The following is a 25,362-nucleotide window of genomic DNA, read 5'->3' on the forward strand; positions in this document are numbered from 1 at the left end:
CGCCCTTCGTGGGCGCCACCGGTGCTGCACGGCGGTCGCATGGAGGCCGCGCTGCGCATGCTGGAGCTCGACGTCCGGCGCAGGCTCGACGGCCTGCTCCAGGGCAACCACCTCGGCCTCGTGCCGGGGCCCGGCAGCGAGCCCGGTGAGGCGCGGACCTACCAGCCAGGCGACGACGTGCGCCGGATGGACTGGGCCGTCACCGCGCGCACGACCGTGCCGCACATCCGCGAGACGGTCGCGGACCGCGAGCTGGAGACGTGGGTCGCGATCGACCTGTCGCCGTCGCTGGACTTCGGCACGGCGGCGTGCGAGAAGCGCGACCTGGTGATCGCGGCCACCGCCGCGATCGCCCACCTGACCCGCGGCGGCGGCAACCGCATCGGCGCCGTCGTGTCGACCGGTGCGTCCACCGTCCGCATCCCGGCCCGCGGCGGACTCGCGCACGCGCGCGGCATGATCCGCCGCATCGCCGAGATCCCCCGCGCCGGTGACGGCACCCGAGGTGATCTCGCCGAGCTGCTGGAACAGCTGCGCCGCCCGCCGCGCCGCCGCGGCCTCGTGGTGGTGGTCTCGGACTTCCTCGGCGGCATGGAGTGGCAGCGCCCGCTGCGCGCGCTGTCGGCGCGGCACGAGCTCGTCGCGGTCGAGGTGATCGACCCGCGGGACATCGACCTGCCCGACGTCGGTACCGTCGTGCTGTCCGACCCGGAGAGCGGCAGGCAGCGCGAGGTGCACGCGTCGGCGTTGCTGCGCAAGGAGTTCTCGGCCGCGGCCGCGGAACACCGCGCCTCGGTCGCGTCCGGTCTGCGCCGTGCCGGTGCCGGGCATCTGGTGCTGCGCACCGATTCGGACTGGATCGCGGACATGGTCCGCTTCGTGGTCGCTCGCAAGCGGCGTTGGTCGGGAGGTGTGGCATGAGCTTGTCCAGCTTCGTCGCCCCCTGGTGGTTCCTGCTGTTGCTGGTGGTCGTCGCCCTCGCGGCGGGATACGTGGTGCTGCAACGGATCCGTCGCCGTCGGGTGATGCGCTTCACCAACCTCGAGCTGCTGGAGAAGGTGGCGCCCAAGCGCGAGGGCTGGAGCAGGCACGTGCCGGCGACCCTGCTGCTGGTGGCGTTGTCGTTGCTGACCGTCGCGCTGGCCGGGCCGACCGCCGAGCAGCGCGTGCCCCGCAACCGCGCGACCGTGATGCTCGTGGTCGACACGTCGCTGTCGATGAAGGCCACGGATGTGCAGCCGTCGCGGCTCGAAGCCGCTCAGGTGGCCGCGAAGTCGTTCGCCGAGGGCCTCACGCCCGGCATCAACCTGGGCCTGATCTCGTTCGCCGGCTCGGCGACCGTGCTCGTGGCGCCCACGACGGACCGTCCCGCGGTGACGCAGTCGATCGACGGCCTCAAGCTGGCTCAGTCGACCGCGACCGGTGACGCGATCGTCGCTGCCATGGCCGCGATCGACTCGTTCGGCAAGGTCGTCGGCGGCGCCGAGGGCCCGCCGCCCGCGCGCATCGTGCTGATGACGGACGGCAAGGAGACCGTCGGCACGCGCAAGGCGTTCGACGCGGCCGAGGACGCCAAGAAGGCGGGCATCCCGATCTCGACGATCTCGTTCGGCACCGAGGAGGGCACCGTCGACATCGAGGGACGGCAGCAGCCCGTCCCCGTCGACGACGAGTCGATGAAGGAGATCGCCCAGCTGTCCGGCGGCGAGTTCTTCAAGGCCGCGTCCGCCGAGGAGCTGCGCCGCGTGTACGACACGCTCGGCGAGCAGATCGGCTACGAGAAGAAGAAGGCGGACGCCTCGAAGCCGTGGCTCATCATCGGCACCCTGTCGTCGGTCTTCGCCGCCGCGCTGGCGCTGCTGCTGGGCCAGCGACTGCCCTGATCACCCGTGCAGGCGGCGGTACTCCGCCGCCGCACCGGGGTGGAGGCCGATCCGGCCGGTGACGATCAGCGAGCGCACGTCGAGGAACTGGGTGCCCAGCGCCTGCGCGGGCACCAGCTGGGCCGCCCGCTGGACCAGCATCCGCACCACGGCACCGGCCAGCTCGTCCGGGAGCGTCGGCTTGCACACCAACAGGTTCGCCGTCCCCACGGTCGGCACCTCGGCCACCGAGTCGTACACGCCCGCGCGCACGGTCACCAGCTCGTAGACCGAGCCGTACGCGGCGCGCAGTCGGGGGATCTGCCCGTCGAGTGGCAGCAGGCGCAGCCCGCGCTCGCGCGCCAGCCGCGGTGTGGGCACGCCACCGGACCAGAGGAACGCGGTGATCTCGCCGCGTTTCAACGCGTCCACGGCGTCGTCCAGCGGCATGTGCCGCACGTCCGCGCCGAGCTCCAGCCGGGAACCCTGCAGCGCCGCACCGGAACCCAGTGCGCCCAGCGACACCGGTTTCCCGGCCAGGTCGGCGACGCCGCGCACCGGTGAGTCCGCGAGCACGACGAGCTGCAGGTAGTTCTCGTACACGCGGCCCAGTGCGAGCAGTTCGGGTGTGGCGCTGTCGGCCAGCGTCAGCGCCAGGTCCACCTCGCCGGCGCGCAGCCGGTTCAGGTTGTCCATGCTCCCGCCGCTCGCGACGGGCGTGATGCGCAGGCCGGACGGCGCGTTGGCGGCGAGCAGGCGGGCGAAGTCCAGGTACAGCCCGCCTTCCTCGCCCGCGGCGAGCACCAGCGAACCCGAAGGCTCGCCCGAGGAGCACGCGGACACGGCCAGCGCGCCGAGCAGGAACGTCCGCCGCTTCACAGCACCGGCTCCCTCGGCAGCGCGAGCGTGACCGAAAGTCCCTGTGGCGACGCGAGTTCCAGCGTCCCGCCGCGCGCGGTGACCAGGCGTTCCGCGATGGCCAGCCCGAGCCCGGTGCCGCGCCGGTCGTCGCGGCCGCGCCAGAACCGCTCGGTGGCCCGTTCGATGTCCTCAGTGGACAGGCCGGGACCGTTGTCGGACACCGTCAGCACGGCCCGGTCGTGCGTGATGGTGACGGTGTTGCCGCCGTACTTGATGGCGTTGTCCAGCAGAACGTCCAGCACCTGCGCGAGGTCGGACTCGGGGCACCGCACCAGCGACGGCATGCCGTCGACGATCGTCAGCGCCACCCCGGCCTCGGTCGCGGACGGGAGCCAGAAGTCGACCCGCTCGTGCACCACCACCCCCAGGTCGGCCAGCTCGGGCTCCCGGCCGCCCGCGGCCACCTCGGTCGCGGTGCTCTCCGCCGACGCGAGCGCGAGCAGGCCGTCCAGCAGCGACTCGAGCCGTTCGACCTCGGCGACCACGGACTCGTTGCCCGGCAACATGTCCACCCGCAACCGCAGCGCGGCCATCGGGTTGCGCAGCTGGTGCGACGCGTCCGCGATGAGCCTGCGCTGCTGGTCCGCGGCCTCGGTGACGGCGTCGGACATGCGGTTGAACGACTCGGACAAGGCCCGCAGCTCGGCCGGTCCGGCGGTGTCGACGACGTGCGCGCGCCGCTGACCGGCCGCGACCGCGCGCACCCCGCGGTCCAGCTCCTTCAACGGGCGCAACAACCAGCGCGCCACCACGAGCACCAGCAGCACGGACGCCACCGCGGCCAGCACGGCACCGGCCAGCACCCACGCCCACCGGCGCAGCACGTCCGTCGCCGTGGCCTCGGTGGACGCGCGCAGCACGACGGCGCCGTTGACCCGCGTGCCGGTGCCGATCGGGCGGGCGAACAGCACGTCGCCGCCGTTCCACGGCAGCACGGTCGGCACCGGCGCGGCGGGCTGGTTGCGCAGCGCGGACTCGATGACGTCCGGCACGTCGAGAACGTCCATTCCCGACTCGACGACCACACCGCCCGACGCGTCCACGATGACGATCTCCTCGCCGTACAACGAGGTGTAGCGGACGGCCTCATCGGCGACGACGTCGCGGGGGAGCGCGGCGAACCGGTCGAGGTCGGCGGTCCGGCTGATCACGAACTGCTGGGTGCGTTCGGACGCGGTGCTGGCGAGCAGCGGCACGGCGAACGCCGCCACCGCCGACAGCGAGAACAGCAGCAGCACGAGCAGAAGCCGTTGGCGCATCAGTCACCGAGCCGGTAGCCGAAGCCGCGGATCGTGGTGAGCAGGCCGGGCCGCCGCAGCTTGGACCGCAGCCCGGTCAGGTGCACGTCCAGCGACCGCGACACGGCCACGAACGCGTCACCCCACACCTCGTCCATCAGCTGCTGCCTGCTGACCGCGGTGCCCGGCCGCCGCGCGAGCACCGCGAGCAGCTCGAACTCCTTGGTGGTCAACGAGATCTCCTCGCCACCGACCGACACGCGCCTGCGTTCGAGGTCGATCTCCACATCGGACACCCGCACGATGTCGTCGGGCGCGGCGGACCGGGCCGCGCTGCGCCGCACGACGGCGTCCATGCGCGCCAGCAGCTCGGCCAGCCGCACCGGCTTGACCAGGTAGTCGTCCGCGCCGAGCCGCAGCCCGCGCACCACCGTGCGCTCGTCGCCGCGCGCGGTGAGCACCAGCACCGGCTGGGTGTCCACCTTGCGGAGCTTGCGCAGCACCTCGAGGCCGTCCTCGTCGGGCAGGCCGAGGTCGAGCAGCACCACGTCCGCGTCGCGGTGCGCGATCAGCGCGTCCGCGCCCCTGCTCACCCGCGTCGGCTGGTGCCCGTGCGCGCGCAGCGCCTCCACCAGGGCGTCCGCGACACCATCGTCGTCCTCGACCAGCAGCACTCGCACGCGCACCAGTATCGCGCCGGGTGAGCTGCCGGGCGGCTTAAGGGAACGTAAAGAAGCCCGTGCCGCCACTTCCGCACGCCGAAATCAAGATCGACCCTCGGCCCATCGAGCTTCCTGAAGTCGCGCCGAACCAGCTCGCGCCTCCGCGCGAGCGTGCGAAACGCGTGCGAAACAGCCCTGAGCGCAGGGAGAAGTGGCGTCGAGATCTGCTGCCTAAGGGAACGTAAAGAAGCACGCGTCCGCCTTCTTCGACACCACCAGCGCCCCTGATCGTGTGGTGATCACGCAACGGGAGGGCGACTATGGCAGTCGTTGAGCAGCGGTCCGAGCGCCGGGTGGTGGCGAACGTCCTGCGAGGTTCCATCGGCAACCTCATCGAGTGGTACGACTGGTACGCCTACACGGCGTTCAGCATCTACTTCGCGGCGGCGTTCTTCCCGAAGGGCGACCAGACAGCGCAGCTGCTCAACACGGCGGCGGTGTTCGCCGTCGGCTTCCTGATGCGCCCGCTGGGCGGCTGGATGCTCGGCCGGTACGCGGACCGCCACGGCCGTCGCGCGGCGCTGACCCTGAGCGTGACGCTCATGGCGTTCGGCTCGCTGCTGATCGCGCTGACGCCGTCGTTCGCGACGATCGGAGTCGCCGCGCCGATCCTGCTGGTCACCGCACGCCTGCTGCAAGGGCTGTCAGTGGGTGGCGAGTACTCGACCTCGGCGACCTATCTGTCCGAAGTGGCCTCGAAGGGCAAGCGCGGGTTCTACTCGAGCTTCCAGTACGTCACGCTGACGGCGGGCCAGCTGGTCGCGCTCGGCGTGCAGATCGTGCTCCAGCAGTTCCTGACGAAGCAGGAGATGCTGAGCTGGGGCTGGCGCGTGCCGTTCGTCATCGGTGCCACCGGCGCGATCATCGTCATGTACCTGCGGCGCGGCATGGACGAGTCGGAGAGCTTCGAGAAGCAGAACGCCAAGGGGACCGAGACCCAGCGCGGCACGTTGCGAGTGCTGCTCAGCTACCCCAAGGAGTGCCTGCTCGTCGTCGGCCTCACCCTCGGCGGCACGGTCGCGTTCTACACCTACACGACCTACCTGCAGAAGTTCATGGTGAACACCAGCAAGATCGACGAGTCGACGGTCAGCTGGGTCAACTTCCTGGCATTGCTGGTGTTCGTGGTGATCCAGCCGCTCGCGGGTGGCCTGTCGGACCGCATCGGGCGACGTCCGCTGCTGCTGACGTTCGGCGTGCTCGGCACGTTGTGCACGGTGCCGCTGCTCAGCACGCTCGCCACCACGAGGCAACCGGTGCTGGCGTTCCTGCTGATGCTCGCCGGCCTGGTGATCGTCACCGGCTACACGTCGATCAACGCGATCGTGAAGGCCGAGCTGTTCCCGACGAAGATCCGCGCGCTGGGTGTCGGCCTGCCGTACGCGCTGACCGTGGCGATCTTCGGCGGCACCGCCGAGTACGTCGCGCTGGGCCTCAAGAAGGCGGGCCACGAGTCGCTGTTCTTCTACTACGTCGCGGGTTGCGTGCTCGTGTCGCTGATCGTCTATGGCACGATGCGCGAAACGTCGAGGGACTCGGTGCTCGACAGGGACTGACCTGGGGGAACGGTGCGAAGACCGCTGGTGGCGCTGTGCATTGCGTTGCTCACGGCGTGCACAGCGACACCGCCACCCCCGCCATCCCCGACGACCAAGCCCGCCCCGTTCACCGAAGCGGAGAAGCTGACGAAGTCGGTCGGCAAGTCGGCGGTCGCGAAGGACTGGGTACGCACCGTGGACACGGTCACCCAGGGCGGCAAGGAGGTCGTGCGGGGCGAGTGCCTGCACCGGCTGCGCAACCTCCCCCGCCGCGACTGCCGGTTCCAGCACGACATCGCGGGCCAGCCGCGCAGCTACCGCATCGTGTTCACCCAGTTCATGTTCATGGAGCTGCCCGCGGACTGGGCCGCGCAGACGGGCAAGCCGTGGGTCCAGGTCAGCCCGTGGTTCGGCGCCTCCGCGCTCGACAAGGCGCTGGCGCCGATCGCCGACCGCTTCCCGGCACCGGCGGACCTCGACCGCGACCTGCCGCGCGGTAGCCGGATCGAGTCGTCCGGCGAGACGCTCGACGGCAGGCAGGTCACCCACTACCGCAGCACCGTCCAGTACGCCGACCTGCACGCGACCGCCACGACCGAGCGGGAACGCGGGGAGCTGAAGCAGCTCATGGACGCGGGGCTCACCGAGATGAGCACCGACGTGTGGGTCGACTCCGAGGGGCTGCTCGTCCGCGTGGAGACCGACCGGCCGGTGCTCGGCGGTGGCCGGCGGATCGCGACCAGGACGTTCACCGACTGGGGTGCGCGCGGCGTGATCGAGGAACCGGCCGCCGAGCAGCTGGGATCAGCTCCCGAGATCAACTGACCGACCTGGGGGAACGATGAGAGGAACGCTGGCGGCGCTGTGCGCTGCCCTGCTGACGGCGACCACGGCGTGCACGGCCGCACCGGCACCACCGGCACCACCGACGTCGACCAAGCCCGCCCCGTTCACCGAGGCGTACGCGCTGACGTCGGCGGTGAGCAAGGCGGCGGTTGCGAAGGAATGGGTCCGCACCGTGGACACGGTCACGGAAGGCGGGGTGGAGAGCTCCAGAGCGGAGTGCCTCCACGCGGTCCGCAACCTGTCCAGCCGCGACTGCCGCTACGAGCACCAGTTCGGCAGCCAGCGGCGCGGCTACCGCATGGTGTTCACCAACTACATCTTCATGGAGCTCCCCGCGGAGTGGGCTGCGCAGACCGGGAAGCCGTGGACCAAGGTCGACCCGTGGTACGGCAACTCCCCGCTCGACCGGACGCTCGCCACCATCGCCGACCGGTTCCCCTCACCGGCCGCCATCGACCGCGACCTGCCGCGGGGCAGCCGGATCGAGTCGTCCGACGAGGTGCTCGACGGCAGGCAGGTCACGCACTACCGCAGTGCCGTGCAGTTCACCGACCTCCACGCGACCGCGGAGTCCGACCGGGAGCGGGCACACCTCAAGCAGCTGATGGACTCGGGTCTGTCCGAGATGAGCACCGACGTGTGGGTCGACTCCGACGGGCTGCTCGTCCGGCTGGAGACCGACGAGCCGGTGCTCGGTGGCGGCCGGAGCATCACGACCAGGACGTTCACGCAGTGGGGTGTGCCCGGTGTGATCGAGGAGCCGGCCCCCGAGCTGCTGGGACCGGCTCCCGAGATCACCTGATCAACGTGCCGCGATCTCCGTCGCGAGCACCTCGACGTGCGGGGCGGCCAGCATGGTGAAGTGGTCGCCCGGCACGGTCACCACCTCGATGGGCTCTCGTGAGAACTCGGCCCACCCGCGCCACTGCTCGGCTGTGTCGCCCGCGTCGTGCGCGCCGAAGTACACGATCCGGCCCTCGAACGGTTCGGCAGGCGTGTAGGTGCTGCGCTGGTCGGCCCACAGGGTGCGCAGGAAGCCGGTGAACCGCTCGGCGTCCATCTCCGGTGGCAGCAGGTCGAGCGCCCGCATCCGGGACCGCAGGTGCTCTTCCTGCGCGGCGTCGTCCAGTCCGGCGACGTCCGCGGCCCGGACACCCGGATCGCGGCCGTAGAGCCGGTGGAACAGCACCGCGACCGACTCGATCCACTCGGCGTGCGAGGCGGGTTCGGGAACGGGTGTCCGGCCCGGTGAGAACGTGTCCGCCATGCCGAGCAGGGCGACCTCCTCGCCGACTGCGCGCAGCCGGGTGGCGATCTCGAACGCGACGCCGCCGCCGAACGAGTGCCCGACGAGGCGGTACGGGCCGTGCGGCTGCACGGACCGGATCTCGTCGAGGTACGCCGACGCCAGGTCCTCGACCACGCTCGACCCCGTCGTGACGGGCTGCAGGCCGTACACCGTGAACGCCTGCGGCAGCCGGGTGACCAGGTCGTACAGCGACACCAGGCTGCCGCCCGCGCCGGGCAGCAGGAACAGCGGCACCGAGCCGGACGTCCGCAGCGGCACCACGACCCGCGGGTGGTCGAACGTGTCGAGCAGACGCACCAGCCCGGCCACCGTCGGCGCCTGGAACAGCGACGACAGCGGCAACCGCTCGCCGAACTCCCGTTCCACCGCGGCCAGCAGGCGCACCGCCAGCAGCGAGTGGCCGCCGGTGCGGAAGAAGTCGTCGTGCACGCCGATCGGGCGCACGTCGAGCACCTCCTCCCACAGCGCGGCCATCCGCAGCTCGCGGAAGTCGCGCGGTGCCACCGAGTCCGACATCGAACCGCCGGGCGTCGGCAACGCCCTGCGGTCGAGCTTCCCGTTCGGCGTGTACGGCAACGACGGCAGCGGCACCACGTGCGACGGCACCATGTACTCCGGCAGCCGTTCGGCCAGGAACTCCCTGACGTCCGAGGCGTTTCCGGTCACGTACGCGACGAGACGCTCGTCGCGCAGCACCACCGCGGCCCCGGTGACGTGCGGGTGCTCGCGCAGCACCGACTCGATCTCACCGAGCTCGATGCGGTAGCCGCGCAGCTTCACCTGGTCGTCCGTGCGGCCGAGGAACTCCAGCACGCCGTCACGCCGGTACCGCACCAGGTCACCGGTGCGGTAGATCCGCCCGTCCCCGAAGGAGTTCGGGAGGAACCGCTCGGCCGTGAGCTCCGCCCGGCCGAGGTACCCGCGCGTCACGCCCGCGCCGCCGATGTGCAGTTCTCCCGGCACGCCAACGGGAACGGGCTCGTGGTGCGCGTCCAGCACGTACAACGAGGTGTTCGCGATGGGCCGTCCGATGGCACACGTGTCGCCGGTGGTCGACCAGATCGTCGTCTCGGTCGGCCCGTACATGTTGCGCACCGGCACCAGCTCGGTGAGCTCCTCTGCGAGCGGCGGCGACAGGGCCTCGCCACCGACCAGCAGAGAGCTCAACGAGGACAGGGCTTCCCTGCCGCCGGGCTCCAGCAGGATCATCTCCGCCTGCGACGGCGTGCACTGCAGGTGCGTGACCCCGTGCGCGCCGATCAGTCCGGGCACGGACGTGTCCGCGGCGCGCTGCGCGTGCAGCGATCGCGCCTCCGCCAGGTGTTCCAGCGACGCCAGCACCTCGTCCTCCGGCACGCCGAAGTCGATGAGGCACGCGACCTCGTCGACACCGGCGTCCGCGATGGCGGCCAGCTTCTCCGCGCACTGCTCGGGCGTGCCGAACAGGCCGGACGAGTGGTAGTGCCGCTCGAACGCCCGGTCCAGCAACGCCTCCACCTCGTCGTCGGACGCCGTCACGAGGTTGCGCATCAGGTTCGCGGACGTCGCCAGGTAGCGCCGGAACGGATCACGCACGACCGAGCGGACGACGTCCGCGTCCGGGCCGACGAACGCGTGCACCATCAGCGAGACGCGTCCCGGCCCGTCATGTCCGGCCCGAGCGCGTGCCTTGCGGTACAACGACACCCGCTCGGCGAGCTGGTCGAGGTCCTGGCCGAGCAGGTGGGTCAGCAGGTTCGACCCGCTCTCGCCCGCCGCCTCGAACGTGGCCGGGCTGCCCGCCGCGGTGAGCCACACCGGCAGCTCGGGCTGCACGGGCGCGGGGTGCACCCGCACGTCGATCTCCTCGCCCTCGCCGTTCATCCGGCTCACCGAGCCGCCGCGCCACAGCGTGCGGATCTCGTCCATCGCCGACATCATCACGTTCTTGCGGTCGGCGTAGTTCTCCGGTGCCAGCACGAAGTCGTTGGCCTGCCAGCCGGACGCGAATGACACACCCACCCGGCCACCGGACAGGTTGTCGACGACCGACCACTCCTCGGCTACCCGCAGCGGGTTCTGCAGCGGTGCCACGACACTGCCAGCCCGGATGCCGATTCGCGACGTCACGGCCGCGATCGCCGCGCCGACGACCGCGGGGTTGGGAAACGGCCCGCCGAACTCGTGGAAGTGCCGCTCGGGCGTCCAGACCGCCTCGAAACCGTTGCGGTCGGCGAACTTCGCCCCCTCCAGCACCAGCCGGTACGGGTCGTCCGCTACGGACGTCCCGAAGTAGAACAGGCTCAGGTCCGCGACCTTGCCCGGTGTCGCGGCCGCGTCCGGTTGCAGCACCACGGTCGTGCCCGCGGTGAGCGTCCAGAGCAGCTCCAGCACGGAGATGTCGAACGACACCGTCGTGACCGCGAGCCACTTCGCCGGCCGGTCGAGCACGTCGTCCATCGCCGCGCAGAAGTTCACCGCGTTGCGGTGCTCGACCATGACGCCCTTGGGCCGCCCGGTCGAACCCGAGGTGTACATGACGTACGCGAGGTCCTCCGGTTGCGGTCCCTCGAACGCCACTCCGTCCAGCAGCTGCAGTGCCCGGAGCTCGTCGGCGTCCAGCACCAGCGCCACCGACGCGTCCCGCGCGATGTGCTCCCGCCGGGCGGGTGGTGCGGCCGGGTCGAGCGGCAGGTACGCGGCACCGCAGCGCAGCACCGCCAGCAACGCCGTGACCAGCGATGCCGTGCGGGGCAACAGGATTCCGACGAGCGAGCCCCTGCCGACGCCGCGCTCGGCGAGCCGGGCGGCCAGCCGCCCGGACTCCTCCCACAGCTCGGCGTAGGTCAGCGCCGCCGAACCGGCGTGCAACGCGATCGCGTCCGGGGTGCGCGCCACCTGCTGTGCCACCAGTTCGGGCAACGTCGCCTGAGCGACTGGCCGCGACGTGGCGTTCCACTCGACGAGCAGCCGGTGCCGTTCGGCCGAACCGAGCATCCCGAGCTTCGACACCGGCGTCTCCGGTGCGCCGAGTGCGTTGCGCAGCAACGTCTCCCAGTGCTCCAGGTAGCCGGCCGCGGTCTCCGGGTCGAACAGGTCGGCCGCGAACTCCAGCGCGCAGCGCAGCTCGTCCGGGTGTTCCTCGACGGTGAGCGTCAGGTCGAACTTCGACGCGCCGCCGTGCACCTCCTCGGGGTGCGCCACGAGGTCGCCGATCGTCGTCGTGCGGATCGGTGCCTCGTACTGGATGAACATCGTCTGGAACACCGGCGCGTGCCGCAGCGAGCGGTCCGGCCGCAGCCGCGCGACGACCTGCTCGAACGGCACGTCCGCGTGGTCGTAGCCCGCGAGGCAGCGGGTGTGCACCCGGTCGAGCAGCGCGCGGAACGACGGGTCGCCCGCCAGGTCGACCCGCCACGGCAGCGCGTTGACGAAGTACCCGACGAGCGGGGTCGTCTCCGGCCGCTGCCGGTAGCTGACCGGCGAGCCGATCACCAGGTCGTCGGTGCGCGCGTACCGGCCGAGCACGGCCGACCACGCCGACAGCAGCACGGTGTACGGCGTGACCCGCGCGGCCTTCGCCAGCTCGCGCACGCCGCGCACCACGTCCTCACCCAGCACGCGCTTGGCGACGCCGCCGCGGTAGGACTGCTGCGCCGGACGCGGCCGGTCGGTCGGCAGCTCCAGCAGCGGGGGAGCGCCGTCGAGCACGTGCTGCCAGTACGCCAGCTGCCGCTCTTCGTCCACAGGGGACAGTGCGCGGTGCCGCCACACGGCCACGTCCGGGTACTGCACGGTCAGCGCGGGCGGTTCGTCGCCCGCGTAGAGCGTGAACAGCTCGCGGAACAGCACACCGAGCGACCACGCGTCCGCGCAGATGTGGTGGACGGACAGCACGAGGTGGTGCTGCTCCGGCCCGAGCCTCAGCAGCACCGCCCGCATCAGGCGGCCCGCCGCGAGGTCGAACGGCCTGGCAGCGTGAGCCTGGATCACCGCATCGGCGTCCGACGGTGCCACGTCGACGCACGGCAGCGGCACCGGCAGCGGTGGCAGCACGACCTGCTCCGGCCCCGGCCGGAACGCGGTGCGCAGCGACTCGTGCCGTGCCGCGACGGTGGTGAGACAGCGTTCGAGCCGGGCCGCGTCGAGCGGCCCGTCGAACCGGACGCCACCGGTCAGCACGTAGGTGGCCTGGTGGCCGTCCAGCTCGTCGAGCAGCCACAGCGCGCGCTGGTTCGGTGCCAGCGGCAGGTTCTCCCGCCGCACCACCTCGATCGCGCCGATCGCGGCCTCGTAGGCCCGCAGGTGCTGCACCAGCTCGGCCTTGTGCGACGCGAGCCGGAGCCGCAGCCCGGTCGTCATCGCGTCCTTCGGCGCGGACACCCGCAGTGCCTCGCCGTCGAGCAGCAGGCGGATCTTGGCCGCCCTGAGGTCGTCCAGGAGTTCAGCCACGAATTCTCCGGTCACAGCACGAACTCCTCTCGTTCCGAGTCGTCGGCCAGCTCGGCGAGCTGGGCCGTCACCGTCTCCGTCAGCTCGGCGAGGCTCGCCCCGCTGAGCACCCGCACCGCGGGCACGTCGACCCCGAGGTCGCGCTTGAGGTCCCCGAGCAGGTCCATGGACATCAGCGAGTCCAGCCCGAGGTCCGTCATCGGTTGCTCGGAGTCGATCCGAGCCGGGTCGATCTCCAGCACGAGCGCGAGCCGGTCGCGCAGCTGCGCGCCGATGTCGGACGACGCGAACGACGCGGAGCCGCTCGTCTGCCGCACGACCTTCAGCCGCATGCCCAGCGCCTGCGCGAACACGCCACCGGAATCCGACCAGCGCACCGTGCCCGAGCAGACGTCGCCGCTCGTGTCCGCCGCGGTCGCGTGCGCCAGCACCTGCCCCACCGGCTCGCGCAGCACGTCCACCCGGTCGACACCGACCGGCAGAACCAGCGAGCTGCCGTCGAGCAGCAGGCCGAGCAGCTGGAACCCGGTGTCCAGCAACGCCTCCTGGCCGGACGGCCGCAACGAGGCGAACGACTCGCCGTCGGCCACCCACGCCCGGTCGACGCAGCGCAGCGACGGTCCGTACTCGACGCTGCGCGCCATGATCCGGTAGTACTCGGCCGCGTCGACCTGGCGGCCGTGCGGGTCGATCGGGTCCGCCTTGATGACCGGTTCGGGCGTCAGCACCCCCGACGCGTGCAGCGTCCGTTCCGGTCCACTGCGGACGGTGAAGCGCATGCGGTCGTCCAGCGCCACCTGGATGGTGCGCGTGCCGGTCAGCGCCAGCACCGCGTGGAACTCCACGTGCTCGGCGCGGTGCCGCGCACCGGTGAGCTCCCGCGCCGCGGTCAGCGCCATCTGGACGTACCCGACGCCCGGCACCACGACCTGCCCCTGCACCCGGTGGTCGTCGAAGACGTCCACGCCGCCGGGGGAGACCACGCGCTGCCACAGGTGTTGCGGCGCGACCACGTCGTCATTCTTGTCAGGCAGCCACAGCCGCCTGCGCTGGAACGGCGTCGTCGGCAGCGCCACCTTGCGGCCGCGGTACGGCCAGCGCACCGCGGCACCCGCGACCCACGCGGTCGCGAGGTCGTCGGCGGGCGGGACCGACCGGCCCAGCACGAAGTCCGACAACGCGGCGGCGAGCTCGGCGGTGCTCGTGCCCGCCACGGCGAGCCGGAACGCCTGCGCCGCGCGGCCGGTGTTGGCCGTGGCGCACACGTCCGCGACGTGCAGGTCGCCCTCGGCCAGCCGGTCCGCGTACAGCAGCGCCAGCTCGTGCAGCGCGGCCTCGGTGTGCGCCGACAGCGCCAGCACGTACCGGCTGTGCGCGGAGCGCTCGACCGGGCTGCGCGGCGCCTCGGCGACCACGACGTGCGCGTTGGTGCCGCCGAAACCGAACGAGCTGACACCGGCGACCCTGCGCGGCCACTCGGCGTTCGCCGCCGGGATCGACAGCGGCGACCCGATCGCGTCGATGTGCGGGTTCAGCACACCGAGGTTGCGGTGCGCGGGAATCCGGCCGTTGCGCAGCGACAGCACGACCTTGATCAGGCCGGCGACGCCGGCGGCCGACTCCAGGTGGCCGATGTTCGTCTTCGCCGACCCGAGCAGGCAGCCCTCGTTGCCGCGCAGCACGTCCGCGAGCGCCCCGTACTCGATGGGGTCACCCAGCGGCGTGCCGGTGCCGTGCGCCTCGACGTAGCCGATCTCGGCGGGCGTCACGCCCGCGTCGGCCAGCGCGTCGGTGATCACGGCGCGTTGCGCGGGGCCGTTCGGCGCGGTGAGCCCGTTGCTGCGGCCGTCCTGGTTCACCGCGGAACCGCGGATGACCGCCAGCACCTCGTCGCCGTCGGCCAGCGCGGTCGACAACGGCTTGAGCACCACGACACCGCAGCCCTCGGAACGCACGTAGCCGTCCGCGTCCGCGCTGAACGTCTTGCAGCGGCCGTCCGGCGCGAGCATCTTCGCCCGCGTGAACACCGTCGACAGGTGCGGCGCGAGGATCAGGTTCACCCCGGCCGCCAGCGCGATGCGGCTCTCACCGCTGCGCAGCGACGCGCACGCCTGGTGCACCGCCACGAGCGACGACGAGCACGCCGTGTCGATCGCGACGCTCGGGCCGCGCAGGTCGAGCACGTAGGACAGCCGGTTCGCGGCGATGCTCAGCGCGTTGCCGGTGCCGTAGTGGGCGTCCAGCCGGTCGCCGAGCAGCCGCGCGTAGTCGTTGTTGCTGATGCCGACGAACACGCCAGCCCGCGTGCCAGCCAGCGAGGTGGGCGCGATCCCGGCGTGTTCCAGCGCCTCCCACGCGACCTCGAGCAGGAGTCGTTGCTGCGGGTCCATCCCGACGGCCTCGGACGGCGCGATGCCGAAGAACTCGGCGTCGAACCCGGCCACGTCGTCCAGGAAGCCGCCGCGCACGCCGTCCCGCTCGGTGATCGCGTCACCGCCGCGGTCGAGCAGGTCCCAGAACTGGTCCGGGTTCTGCGCGCCGGGGAACCGGCAGCCGATCCCGATGACCGCGACGGGCTCGTCGGCGCCGTTGGCCGCCACCGACGGCCGGTGCTCGTCACCGGAGAGGAACCGGGCGACGGCCTCCGGCGTGGGGTGGTCGAACAGCAGCGTCGCGGGCAGCGGACGCCCCATGAGGCGCTGCAGGTCACCGGAGATCGCGACCGCGGTGACCGAGTCGACGCCCGCGCTCGCGAACGCCTGGCCCGGTGCGATGCCCCGGCCGAGCCGGTCCGTGACCGCGGCGAGCACCTCGTCGTAGATCGGCCGCCAGCGCCCGACCACGTCGAGCGCGCCGTCGAGGTAGGCCTTCCGGCACGCCCTCCGCGCGATCTTGCCACTGGTCGTCTTCGGCACGCTGCGGGTCCGGATCAGCACCAGCTCGTGCAGTGACACCTCGTGGTCCGCGGCGAGCGCGGCCGCCACGGCGGGCCCGGCGTCGACCGCTTCGTCGACGACCTCCTGCACGAGCACGAGCTTCTCGTCGTCGTCCCCGACGGTGAACGCGGCGCCGCAGCCGGGACGCAGGCCGGGGTGGGCCTCCTCGGCGGTGCGCTCCAGGTCCTGCGGGTACAGGTTGCGGCCGTGCTGGATGATCAGGTCCTTCATCCGGCCGGTGAGGAACAGCTCGCCGGTGTCGTCGAGGAAACCGAGATCACCGGTGCGCAGCCACGTCCCCGGCTCGCCGGGCAGCTCGTTGCCGAACGTCGCCAGGCTCTCCTCCGGCCGCTGCCAGTAGCCGATCCCGGTGCTGGACCCGGTCGTCCAGACCTCGCCGACCGCGTTCGGGCCCAGTGCGACGCCGCTGTGCGGCGAGACGATCCGCAGTCGCTGGTCACCGGACATCCGGCCCAGCCCGACCAGCGGGTGCTCACCCGGCCGCACCTCGTCGCGCTCCAGCGCCTTGCGGTCCACAGTGGACACCTTCGGCAGGTCGCCGCTGCCGGGGCCGCAGACGAACACCGAGTTCTCCGCGAGCCCGTAGCACGGGAACATCGTCTCGGGCCGGAGGCCGTGCGGGCCGAACGTCTCGGCGAACGCGCGCACCGTGTCCGCGCGCACCGGCTCGGCCGCGTTGTACGCGACCCGCCAGCTGCTCAGGTCGAGACCTTCGCGCTGCTCCGGCGTGGTGCGCCGGACGCACAGGTCGAAGGCGAAGTTCGGTGCCCCGCTGACGGTTCCGCCGTGCTCGCTGATGGCGCGCAGCCAGCGGATCGGGTGCTGCAGAAAAGCGGACGGAGGCATGACGACGCACTCGGCGCCCCAGTGGAAGGCCTGGAGCAGCTTCGCGATGAGGCCCATGTCGTGGAACAGCGGAAGCCACGACACGAACTTCGGATCGCCGCCGTGCGCGATCCCGTCGGCGAGCAACTTCAGGTTTCCCAACAGGTTCGCGTGCGTCAGCACGACGCCCTTGGGGTTCCCGGTGGAACCCGAGGTGTACTGCAGGAGAGCGACGTCGGGGAGTGCGGGCTCACTCCATTCGCCGGAGGCGTCCGGCAGCCGATCGGTCGCGATCACCTTGGTACCGGGGAACTCCAGATCCTGCGGGGTGAGCACGAGCGACGCCTTGGCATCGGCGACGATCGCGCGCAGGCGGCCGAGGTGCTTGTCGGACCGGGGCGGATATGCGGGCACCGCGATCACGCCGGCGTACAGGCAGCCGAGGAACGCGGTGACGAAATCGGGACCTGACGGGTAGAGCAGCAGCGCTCGTTCGCCCGGCTGACCCAGTTGCGCGGCGATCGAACGGGCTTTCCGGTCGATCTCCGCGTAGTCCGTGCGGACGGCGATGTTCTCGCCGTCCGCCAGGAAGGTGAGGGCGGTGTGGTGGGGGCGCTGTCGTGCGTGGCCGCGTAACAGGTCGACCATGCTCTTCATCGGAGGGGTATCTCCTCTTGCCGCAGATTCGGGACTACGTGGTCGTTGTCTATGTAGCGGGTCGTCAGCAAGATCAGGGTGCCGCTGAGGCCCGCCACCCAGGCCAGCGCGAGCAGGCTCGTGGCCGCTCCGTGTGGCGCGGTGAACGTGGTGATGGCGAGCGAGAGCACGCCCCCTGCGCCTACGAGTCCGTACGCCCAGGCGTAGGCCTGAGCACGTACCCGCGGCGGCGAGACGTAGGTGACGAGCGTGTAGAAAGCCGGCTGGTAAGCGCCGATCATCACGGCGTTGAAGAACTTCACCACCAGCACGGTGCTCTCCCACGGCATCAGCACCATCGCGCTTTGCGTGCCCGCGACGATCGCGATCGTGAAGCCGACGACCAGACCGAGCCCGCGGACGTTGCCACGCGAGACGGCGCGTTCGGCCATGATCGCACCGAGCACGATGCCGACGATGAGTCCGATGCCACCGAGCGCGAGGATCGTCCCGCGCCCGACCGGACCGTATCCGAATCTCTGCTCGAAGAACAAAGAATGCAGCTGGCGCAACGGAACGATGAGCACTCCGAGCAGCAGCGCGCCGGCCCACAGGCCGCGCAGGGTCTTCACGGCGAACAGCTGGCGGCACGCCTCGCGGAACGGCACGGCCGGTTGCCGCGTCGTCTCACCCATCGTGCCGCCGCGCACTGGTTCCTTCAGCCGCAGGCCGACGAGTGCGATCACGAAGGTGGGCAACGAGATCAGCACGAACGTCGTCTGCCAACCGTACTCGGAGCCGAGCCAGCCGATCAGCACGCCCGCCGCCGCGGCGCCGGGGTTCGCCAGGCGGTGCACGAAGAAGACGCCGGGCAGGTTGCGCGGCGGGTAGAGGTCACCGAGCAGGCTCGAGTGGATCGGCTCGTTGGACACTCGCGCGAGACCCGCGATCACGCGCAGCACGACGAAAATCGTGAACGTGCTGGCGAGCCCGGTGAAAGCACCGGCAAGACCCCAGATCAGCGCCGCGCAGCACACCACTCGCACCCGGTTGGCCCGGTCGCCGATCACACCGGCGGGCACCGCGCCGAGCATCGCCGCGAGCGCGAGGATCGTGCCCATCGCGATGATCTGCGAGTTGGACAGCCCGAACGCGTCCCTGATCTCCGGTGTGAGTGTCTGGAAGGCGAGCGCGTCCAGCTCGTCGGAGATGTTCAGTCCGAACAGGACGGCCAGGGGGAAGAGCGGCGCTCCTCCGGTGAGGCGTTCCCGCAGCGCGAGCTTGTGCATGGGAAGAAGAACGCGCGCGTCTCAGATTAGGTTCACGGTTGCGGACAGATCACTACTTAAGGGGGGTCTTCGTGTCTCGTTAGGTTTCTTTGGAGACCAATCCAAGTGTGCTGGCAATCACGGTTGCCAGATGAACCGGTTCCTTTGCTGATCCGTGACGGATCTGCGTCCGGCAGCTGAATCCGTCCGCGACGACCTGTGCTTCCGTTTCTCTGACCGCGGGGAGAAGTCCCTGCTCAGCGCACGCCATGGACACCTCGTAGTGTCCTTTCTCGAAGCCGAAATTCCCGGCCAGACCGCAACAACCGGAGTCCAGAACGGTCGCGTCGACACCGGCCGTCTCAAATACGTTGCGATCGGCCACGAAACCCAGGTCCGCGTACTGGTGGCAGTGGATCTGCACGAGTGCTTTCCCGGAGCCGACGGCCTGCGGCAGGTCTTGTTCAATTTGTTCGGCAAAGGTGCGCATCGAGTTGGCGAGCAACTTCACGTCGCTGTCATCGGTCAACTTCTGCGCCTCGTTGCGCAGGAACGAGGTGCAGCTCGGTTCGAGTCCGACGACCGGCGTGCCCGTCGACGTCCACGGCCGCAGGATGCGCGCGGTGCGGCGCAGCACCCGCTCGGCCACTCCGAACTGGCCGGTCGAGTGCCACGTCAGTCCACAGCAGACCGTCGGCTTCGGCAGGTCCACCTGGTACCCGAGGTGCGTCAGCACGTTCGCCGCGTCGAGCCCGATCCGCGGCTCGAACCGGTTGGTGAAGGTGTCGGGGAACAGCAGGACCCTGGTGCCGCCCTGGTTCGTCCGGCGGAAGAGCTGCTGGAGCGTTCGCCGTGCGGGCACGGGCAGCTCGCGTTCGGGCGCGATGCCGCCCAGGCGGCGGAACCGGGTGGCCAGTCGATGGACAAAACCCAGGCGCAGCCACAGTGGGAGCCATCCCATGGAGTAGTGCGCGGCGGGCCTGACGCGCCACTTGTAGTGGTGGTGCAGGAACTCCGCTTTGTACGCGGCCATGTCCACGTCGACCGGGCAGTCGCGCTTGCAGCCCTTGCACGCCAGGCACAGGTCGAGCGCGTCGCGGACCTCCGCCGACCGCCAGCCCTTCCTGATCACGTCACCGGTGAGCATCTCGAACAGCAGTCGCGCTCGTCCGCGCGTGGAGTGCTTCTCCTCCTTGGTGACCCGGTAGCTGGGGCACATCACGCCGCCCTTGGTGTTGAGGCATTTGCCGACCCCGACGCACCGGCGCGTGTCCGCCGCGAACTCGGCCCTGGTCGGGATGCGCGGCGGCGCCACGACGACGCGCAGGTCGGCGTCGAGCGGCAGCGGGTCGACGATGCGACCGGGGTTGAGCAGGTTGCGCGGGTCGAACGCCGCCTTGAACCGCCCGAACGCCTTGATCGCCGCGGGCGGGTACATGCGGGTCAGCAGCTCGGACCGCGCCTGGCCGTCGCCGTGCTCGCCGGACAGCGACCCGCCGTGCGCGACCACGAGGTCCGCCGCGTCCTCCAGGAACGCGCGGTAGCCGTGCGCCAGGTCGAAGTCGATGCGGACGTGCAGGCAGCCCTCGCCGTAGTGGCCGTAGGTGATGCCGCGCCGTCCGTGGCGGGACAGGAGTGCGTCGAACTCGCGCAGGTAGCGGCCCAGGTTCTCGGGCGGCACGGCCGCGTCCTCCCAGCCGGACCACGCCTCGCCGCCGTCCGGCGTGCGCGTCGTCAGGCCGGCGCCGTCCTCGCGGATGCGCCACAGCGCCCGCTGGTGCGCGGCGTCCTCGATGATCAGGTGGTGCCGCGAGATCCGCGCGGCCTGTTTCGCGGTGTGGTGGTCGGAGACCTCGACGAACAGCCAGCTGCGGCCCGGTGGCAGCTCCGGACGCTGCCGGACCGCCCTGACCAGCGCCTCGTCGATCCCCTCGACGGCGAGCACCGGCAGTTCCCGCAGCGCGACGACCTGGTCGGCGGCGTCGTAGGTGTCGGCGAAGCCCAGCACGACGAGGATGCGCCGTTCCGGCGCGCGGACGAGCTTCAGCTCCGCGCCGAGCAGCACCACGCAGGTGCCCTCGGTGCCCACCAGCGCCTTCGTGAGATCGGGCAGTGCGTCCAGCGCGTAGCCGCTGACCCGGCGGCTGAGCTCCGGGAACCACGCGGGGTCCGCGGTGGGCAGGTCTAGCTCCGGCGGGGCGTCGGTGCGGAACCGCCTGCCGTCCGGGAGGAGCACGTCCAGCCGCGTCACGTTCTCGCTCGTCTTGCCCCACCTGACCGAGTGAGCGCCGCACGCGTTGTTGCCGATCATGCCGCCGACCGTGCAGCGGGAGTGCGTGGACGGGTCGGGGCCGAAGAGGAACGGCGTGGCCAGCGCGTTCACCCGGTCGAGCACGGCGCCCGGTTGCACCGTCGCCCGGTCACCGTCGATCTCGACCGCGTTCAGGTACCGCGAGAAGTCGATCACCAGGCCGGTGCCGCACGCGTTGCCCGCGATGGACGTCCCGGCACCTCTGCTGGTGATCGGCACCCCGTGCGCTGCGGCGACAGCGACCGCCTCGACCACCGCGTCGATGCTCTTCGGGCGGAGCACCACCTGGGGCACGTGCCGGTAGTTCGAGGCGTCCGCCGAGTACAGGGCGCGGGTCGCCGGGTCGTGCAGCACGTCGCCGTTCACCCGGCGGAGTTGATCGAGGAACTCGCTCACCGATCAAGTGTGACGGGGCGGACTGTGACGTGCCTCGGCCGATGACGGGGTACTCAGCGGTAGCCGATAGCCTCGGGCTGTCAACCAGCAGCGATGAGGAGTACTCGTGGGACGGTCCGTTCTGGTCACCGGCGGCAACCGGGGCATCGGCCTGGCCATCGCCAAGGCGTTCCTCGCCCAGGGCGACAAGGTGGCGGTGACGCACCGCGGCTCCGGCGCACCCGAGGGCATGCTCGGCGTCAAGTGCGACGTGACCAGCTCCGCCGAGATCGACGCCGCGTTCGCCGAGGTGGAGGCCGCGCACGGGCCCGTCGAGGTGCTCGTCGCGAACGCCGGCATCACGGACGACACGCTGCTGCTGCGGATGAGCGAGGAGCAGTTCACCCGCGTGCTCGACGCGAACCTCGTCGGCGCGTTCCGGTTCGCCCAGCGGGCGTCGAAGGGCATGCTGCGCAAGAAGTTCGGCCGCATCGTGTTCATCTCGTCCGTGGTCGGCCTCTCGGGCGGCGCGGGTCAGGTGAACTACGCCGCCAGCAAGGCCGGCATGGTCGGCATGGCGCGCTCCATCACCGCCGAGCTCGGGTCGCGCAACATCACCGCCAACGTCGTCGCACCGGGCTTCATCACCACGGACATGACCGCCGAGCTGCCGGACGCCGTGCGCGACGGCGTGCTCAAGCGCATTCCGGCCGGTCGCTACGGCTCGGTCGAGGACATCGCCAAGGCCGTGACGTTCCTCGCCGCCGACGACTCCGGCTACATCAACGGTGCCGTGCTGCCGGTCGACGGCGGCCTCGGCATGGGCCACTGAAAACTTCGTACAAACCGCCAAGACGGAGGACGTAAGTGACGGGACTGCTCGAAGGCAAGCGACTGCTGATCACCGGTGTCATCACCGACGCGTCGATCGCCTTCCACGTGGCACGGGTCGCGCAGGAGCAGGGCGCGGAGGTCGTGCTCACCGGGTTCGGCAGGCTGAGTCTCGTCGAGCTGATCGCGAAGCGGCTCCCGAAGAAGCCGCCGGTGGTCGAGCTCGACGTGCAGAACCAGGAGCACCTCGACACGCTGGCCGACCGCGTGCGCGAGCACGTCGACGGGCTCGACGGCGTCGTGCACGCCATCGGCTTCGCGCCCCAGTCGTGCCTCGGCGCGCCGTTCATGGACGCGCCGTGGGAGGACGTGGCGACGGCCATGGAGGTCTCCGCGTTCTCGTACAAGTCGCTGGTGAAGGCCACCCTGCCGTTGATGGGCCCCGGCTCGTCGGTCGTCGGCCTCGACTTCGACGCGCGCCAGGCGTGGCCCGCCTACAACTGGATGGGCGCGGCGAAGGCCGCGTTCGAGTCGGTCAACCGCTACATGGCGCGCGACCTCGGCCCGCAGGGCATCAGGGTCAACCTGATCTCGGCCGGTCCGGTGAAGACGATGGCGGCCAAGTCCATCCCCGGCTTCATCGAGCTGGAGAAGATGTGGGCGGAGAAGGCGCCGCTCGGCTGGGACGTCGAGGACGCCGAGCCGGTCGCGAAGTCCGTCTGCGGCCTGCTGTCCGACTGGTTCCCGGCGACCACCGGCTCGATGGTGTTCGTCGACGGCGGCGTGCACTTCTTGGGTCTGTAGTTCTGTGCGGCCCGGCGCCCTTCGCGGGCGCCGGGTGAGGGGGGACCGTGCGAGCCACGGACGCGACGCAGTTCCTGTCCACGGCCGCCGTGCTGTTCACGATCTTCCTGACCGTGGCGGCAGGCGCGCTGATCAGCGGGCTGCCCCGCAACCCGGCCGAGCTGGCCGAGCCCGATCCCGGCGACAACGTCGAGAAGGGCTTCGCTCGCGCCATGCGGTCGCTGCTGTTCGACCTGGTGGTGCTGAACGCGATCGGCGTGCTGCTGCCGTTCTCGTGCCTGTTCGCCGGTGTCTTCGTGCGGCTGCCCACGTGGCTGCTGATCGTGTGCTTCGGCTACACCACGCTGGTGTTCCTCACGAACCTGGCCGCGGTGCTGCTGATCAAGTTCGCGCCGCGGCTGTACGCGGCCGCCATGCGCAAACGCGGTGAGACCGAGCGCGAGGACGCGGGTCATCTCTAGGAGCCGGCGAAAGTCTTGATCCAGCGGATCACGAAGTAGATCGGGAAGAGCAGGACCGCCAGCACCAGCAGGACACCTGTGCGTTTCCGTCGCTTCGCCACGAAGTCGATTATGCCCGCGGATCGTGCGGCTGTGGGCGGATACGGTGACCCCGTGGACTGGCCGGCGCTCCGAGCCGAGATCAGCGCCGCGACGGCGCGGGTGTGCGAGCTGCTGCGTGCGCTGCCCAGTGGCGACCTGCCGCTGGCGCGCGTGACGTGGACCGCCGCCGAGCTCGGTGCCCATCTGGCCGGACTGCCAGGACGGTACGTGCGGATGTCCGGCGAGCCGCACCCGTTCCCCGCCTCGCTGGCCGACGAGAACCAGCGCGAGGTCGACGCCGTAGCCACCCGTGATCCGGTCGCGCTGGCCGGGCTGCTCGAAGCCGAGATGGCGTCCTTCCTGGCGGCGTCCGGCGCCGACGGACAGCGGCGCGCGTGGTACTTCACCGTGCCGCACACGGTCGAGGGCGTCGGTGCGAGCCTGCTCAGCGAGCTCCTGTTGCACGGCACGGACCTGGCGCGTGCGCTCGGCCGGCCATGGCCGATCAGCCGGGTGCAGGCGGTGACGTGCCTGCGCGGCGTGCTGCCCGCGGTGGTGCTGGCGGTCGACCCGCGCGCCGCCCGCACCGCGACGGGGACCTACCACGTGGCGTTGCGCGGTGGCGACGACTGGGCGTTCCGCGTGCGCGACGGCGAGCTGACCGTCGCCCGCGAGCGCCCGGCTCGGGCGGACCTGCACCTCTCGGTCGATCCGGTGGGGTTCCTGCTCAACTCCGTCGGGCTCGTCGGCTCCGCGCGGTTCGCGTTGTCCGGCGGCGTCCTCGCCTGGGGGAGGCGGCTGTGGCTCGCGCCGAGGTTCAGCCGGCTGTTCGTCCCGATCTGACCCCGGTTGTGCGCTCACCATCTGCGCGTACCAGGATGGAGCGGTGAGTTTCGACGCGCTGCTCTGGCTGTCCTTCGGAGGCCCGGAAGGCCCCGAGGACGTCCGCCCCTTCCTGGAGAACGTGGTCCGCGGCAGGGGAGTGCCGCCCGAGCGGCTCGACGAGGTCGAAGCGCACTACCAGCACTTCGGCGGCGTCTCGCCGATCAACCGGCTGAACCTCGAGGCGATCGACGCCGTCCGCGCCGCGGGCCTCGACCTGCCCGTCTACTTCGGCAACCGCAACTGGCACCCGATGGCCGAGGACACGCTCGGCAAGATGACGAGCGACGGCGTCCGGCGCGCGCTCGTGTTCCCGACGTCCGCGTACGGCGGCTACTCCGCCTGCCGCCAGTACGACGAGGACATCCTCCGCGCCCGCGCCGCGGTCGGCGACGACGCGCCGGAGCTCGTGAAGCTGCGCCAGTTCTTCGACCACCCGCTGTTCATCTCGTCCTTCGCGGACGCCGTGCGCGCGGCGGGCGCGGAGCTGACCGGGCCGTACCGAGTGGTGTTCACCGCGCACAGCGTGCCGGTGTCGGCGGACAAGGCCGCCGGTCCGCCCGCCGACGGCGGCCACCTGTACTCGCGTCAGGTCGCCGAGGCCTCCCGCCTGGTGGCGCTCGAGCTGGGGCTCACCGAGTACGACGTGGTGTGGCAGTCCAGGTCCGGTCCGCCGCAGATCCCGTGGCTGGCTCCGGACATCGTCGACCACATCGACGCGCTGCACGCCGACGGTGTGCGCGGTGTCGTGGTGGTCCCGATCGGGTTCGTGTCCGACCACCTGGAAGTCGTGTGGGACCTCGACACCGAGGCCCGTGAGCGTGCCGGTGAGCTGGGGATGGAGTTCGCCCGCGCGGCGACGCCCAACTCCGACCCCCGGTTCGCCGAGCTGGTGGTCGAGCTGGTCCGCGAGCACACCGAGGGGCTCGAGCCCCGCAAGCTGTCGTCGTTCACGTCGCTGGGCTGCACGACGGACGGCGCGTTCTGCGCGCTGCTGTGCTGCGAGCTGGCGAAGCGGCCGGTCCGGTCCTGACAGGGCCGCTCGCCCTCCCTCGGGGTGTGTC

Annotated in this window: 17 protein-coding genes and 2 pseudogenes; 10 read left to right on the forward strand and 9 right to left on the reverse strand. The window is 71.2% G+C overall.

What is annotated here, in order from left to right; genetic code table 11:
- Nucleotides 1-39: 39 nt before the first annotated feature.
- Together FKR81_RS34820 and FKR81_RS34825 are read left to right on the forward strand one after the other, a co-directional pair.
- Nucleotides 40-921, forward strand: coding sequence for a DUF58 domain-containing protein (locus tag FKR81_RS34820; RefSeq protein WP_186763358.1), 882 nt, complete (start codon nucleotides 40-42; stop codon nucleotides 919-921).
- A complete protein-coding gene (locus FKR81_RS34825; protein ID WP_146358495.1) occupies nucleotides 918-1,883 on the forward strand; it encodes a VWA domain-containing protein in 966 nt (321 codons plus the stop codon). Before FKR81_RS34820 ends, FKR81_RS34825 begins: the two co-directional genes overlap by 4 nt.
- Here FKR81_RS34825 and FKR81_RS34830 read toward each other — a convergent pair whose 3' ends face one another.
- Genes FKR81_RS34830 through FKR81_RS34840 form a run of 3 tightly spaced genes read right to left on the reverse strand, consistent with a single transcriptional unit; the run spans nucleotide 1,884 to nucleotide 4,701 of the window.
- Complete coding sequence (locus tag FKR81_RS34830) at nucleotides 1,884-2,741, reverse strand: TAXI family TRAP transporter solute-binding subunit (RefSeq protein WP_146358496.1); 858 nt, start codon at nucleotides 2,739-2,741, stop codon at nucleotides 1,884-1,886. It lies immediately after the preceding gene.
- Complete coding sequence (locus FKR81_RS34835; RefSeq protein ID WP_146358497.1) at nucleotides 2,738-4,042, reverse strand: sensor histidine kinase; 1,305 nt, start codon at nucleotides 4,040-4,042, stop codon at nucleotides 2,738-2,740. Before FKR81_RS34835 ends, FKR81_RS34830 begins: the two co-directional genes overlap by 4 nt.
- Nucleotides 4,042-4,701 carry a response regulator transcription factor gene (locus FKR81_RS34840; protein WP_186763356.1) on the reverse strand — a complete coding sequence of 220 codons (660 nt, stop codon included), beginning with the start codon at nucleotides 4,699-4,701 and terminating at the stop codon, nucleotides 4,042-4,044. Before FKR81_RS34840 ends, FKR81_RS34835 begins: the two co-directional genes overlap by 1 nt.
- 302 nt (nucleotides 4,702-5,003) lie before the next feature.
- Between FKR81_RS34840 and FKR81_RS34845 the strand changes: the two genes are divergently transcribed.
- The 3 genes from FKR81_RS34845 to FKR81_RS34855 are packed head-to-tail and all read left to right on the forward strand — an operon-like array spanning nucleotide 5,004 to nucleotide 7,929.
- The gene (locus FKR81_RS34845) at nucleotides 5,004-6,299 is read left to right on the forward strand and encodes an MFS transporter (RefSeq protein ID WP_146358499.1); all 1,296 of its coding nucleotides are present in this window, start codon (nucleotides 5,004-5,006) and stop codon (nucleotides 6,297-6,299) included.
- A gap of 12 nt (nucleotides 6,300-6,311) precedes the next feature.
- Complete coding sequence (locus FKR81_RS34850) at nucleotides 6,312-7,106, forward strand: hypothetical protein (protein WP_146358500.1); 795 nt, start codon at nucleotides 6,312-6,314, stop codon at nucleotides 7,104-7,106.
- Between the two features lie 16 nt (nucleotides 7,107-7,122).
- A complete protein-coding gene (locus tag FKR81_RS34855) occupies nucleotides 7,123-7,929 on the forward strand; it encodes a hypothetical protein (RefSeq protein WP_146358501.1) in 807 nt (268 codons plus the stop codon).
- Here FKR81_RS34855 and FKR81_RS46245 read toward each other — a convergent pair whose 3' ends face one another.
- The 6 genes and pseudogenes from FKR81_RS46245 to FKR81_RS34875 form a co-directional block, all read right to left on the reverse strand.
- Nucleotides 7,930-10,827 carry a MupA/Atu3671 family FMN-dependent luciferase-like monooxygenase gene (locus FKR81_RS46245; protein WP_456319426.1) on the reverse strand — a complete coding sequence of 966 codons (2,898 nt, stop codon included), beginning with the start codon at nucleotides 10,825-10,827 and terminating at the stop codon, nucleotides 7,930-7,932.
- A pseudogene (locus FKR81_RS46250) lies at nucleotides 10,801-11,412 on the reverse strand (AMP-binding protein); the annotation flags it as partial. The gene FKR81_RS46245 and the pseudogene FKR81_RS46250, both read right to left, overlap by 27 nt.
- Nucleotides 11,392-12,882: pseudogene (locus FKR81_RS46255) on the reverse strand (condensation domain-containing protein); the annotation flags it as partial. The pseudogenes FKR81_RS46255 and FKR81_RS46250, both read right to left, overlap by 21 nt.
- The gene (locus tag FKR81_RS45875; RefSeq protein ID WP_146358503.1) at nucleotides 12,879-17,306 is read right to left on the reverse strand and encodes a beta-ketoacyl synthase N-terminal-like domain-containing protein; all 4,428 of its coding nucleotides are present in this window, start codon (nucleotides 17,304-17,306) and stop codon (nucleotides 12,879-12,881) included. The gene FKR81_RS45875 and the pseudogene FKR81_RS46255, both read right to left, overlap by 4 nt.
- Entirely contained in the window at nucleotides 17,303-18,574 is a 1,272-nt protein-coding gene (locus tag FKR81_RS34870) for an MFS transporter (RefSeq protein WP_146358504.1), read from the reverse strand. Before FKR81_RS34870 ends, FKR81_RS45875 begins: the two co-directional genes overlap by 4 nt.
- A 79-nt stretch (nucleotides 18,575-18,653) precedes the next feature.
- Nucleotides 18,654-21,260: an FAD-binding and (Fe-S)-binding domain-containing protein gene (locus FKR81_RS34875; protein ID WP_146358505.1), complete on the reverse strand. Its 2,607-nt coding sequence runs from the start codon at nucleotides 21,258-21,260 to the stop codon at nucleotides 18,654-18,656.
- Between the two features lie 106 nt (nucleotides 21,261-21,366).
- On the opposite strand from FKR81_RS34875, the gene fabG reads away from it, so the two are divergent.
- From fabG to FKR81_RS34900, 5 genes are all read left to right on the forward strand, one after another.
- A complete protein-coding gene (gene fabG / locus FKR81_RS34880; protein ID WP_146358506.1) occupies nucleotides 21,367-22,071 on the forward strand; it encodes a 3-oxoacyl-ACP reductase FabG in 705 nt (234 codons plus the stop codon).
- A 35-nt stretch (nucleotides 22,072-22,106) separates the two neighbouring features.
- The gene (fabI, locus tag FKR81_RS34885) at nucleotides 22,107-22,874 is read left to right on the forward strand and encodes an enoyl-ACP reductase FabI (protein WP_146358507.1); all 768 of its coding nucleotides are present in this window, start codon (nucleotides 22,107-22,109) and stop codon (nucleotides 22,872-22,874) included.
- 47 nt (nucleotides 22,875-22,921) lie between these two features.
- Entirely contained in the window at nucleotides 22,922-23,335 is a 414-nt protein-coding gene (locus FKR81_RS34890; protein ID WP_146358508.1) for a hypothetical protein, read from the forward strand.
- 153 nt (nucleotides 23,336-23,488) lie between these two features.
- Entirely contained in the window at nucleotides 23,489-24,259 is a 771-nt protein-coding gene (locus FKR81_RS34895) for a maleylpyruvate isomerase mycothiol-dependent enzyme family protein (RefSeq protein WP_146358509.1), read from the forward strand.
- A gap of 43 nt (nucleotides 24,260-24,302) precedes the next feature.
- The gene (locus FKR81_RS34900) at nucleotides 24,303-25,331 is read left to right on the forward strand and encodes a ferrochelatase (RefSeq protein ID WP_146358510.1); all 1,029 of its coding nucleotides are present in this window, start codon (nucleotides 24,303-24,305) and stop codon (nucleotides 25,329-25,331) included.
- The last annotated feature ends 31 nt before the right edge of the window (nucleotides 25,332-25,362 follow it).

Origin of the sequence: Lentzea tibetensis, from assembly GCF_007845675.1 — a bacterium.
GTDB lineage: Bacteria > Actinomycetota > Actinomycetes > Mycobacteriales > Pseudonocardiaceae > Lentzea > Lentzea tibetensis.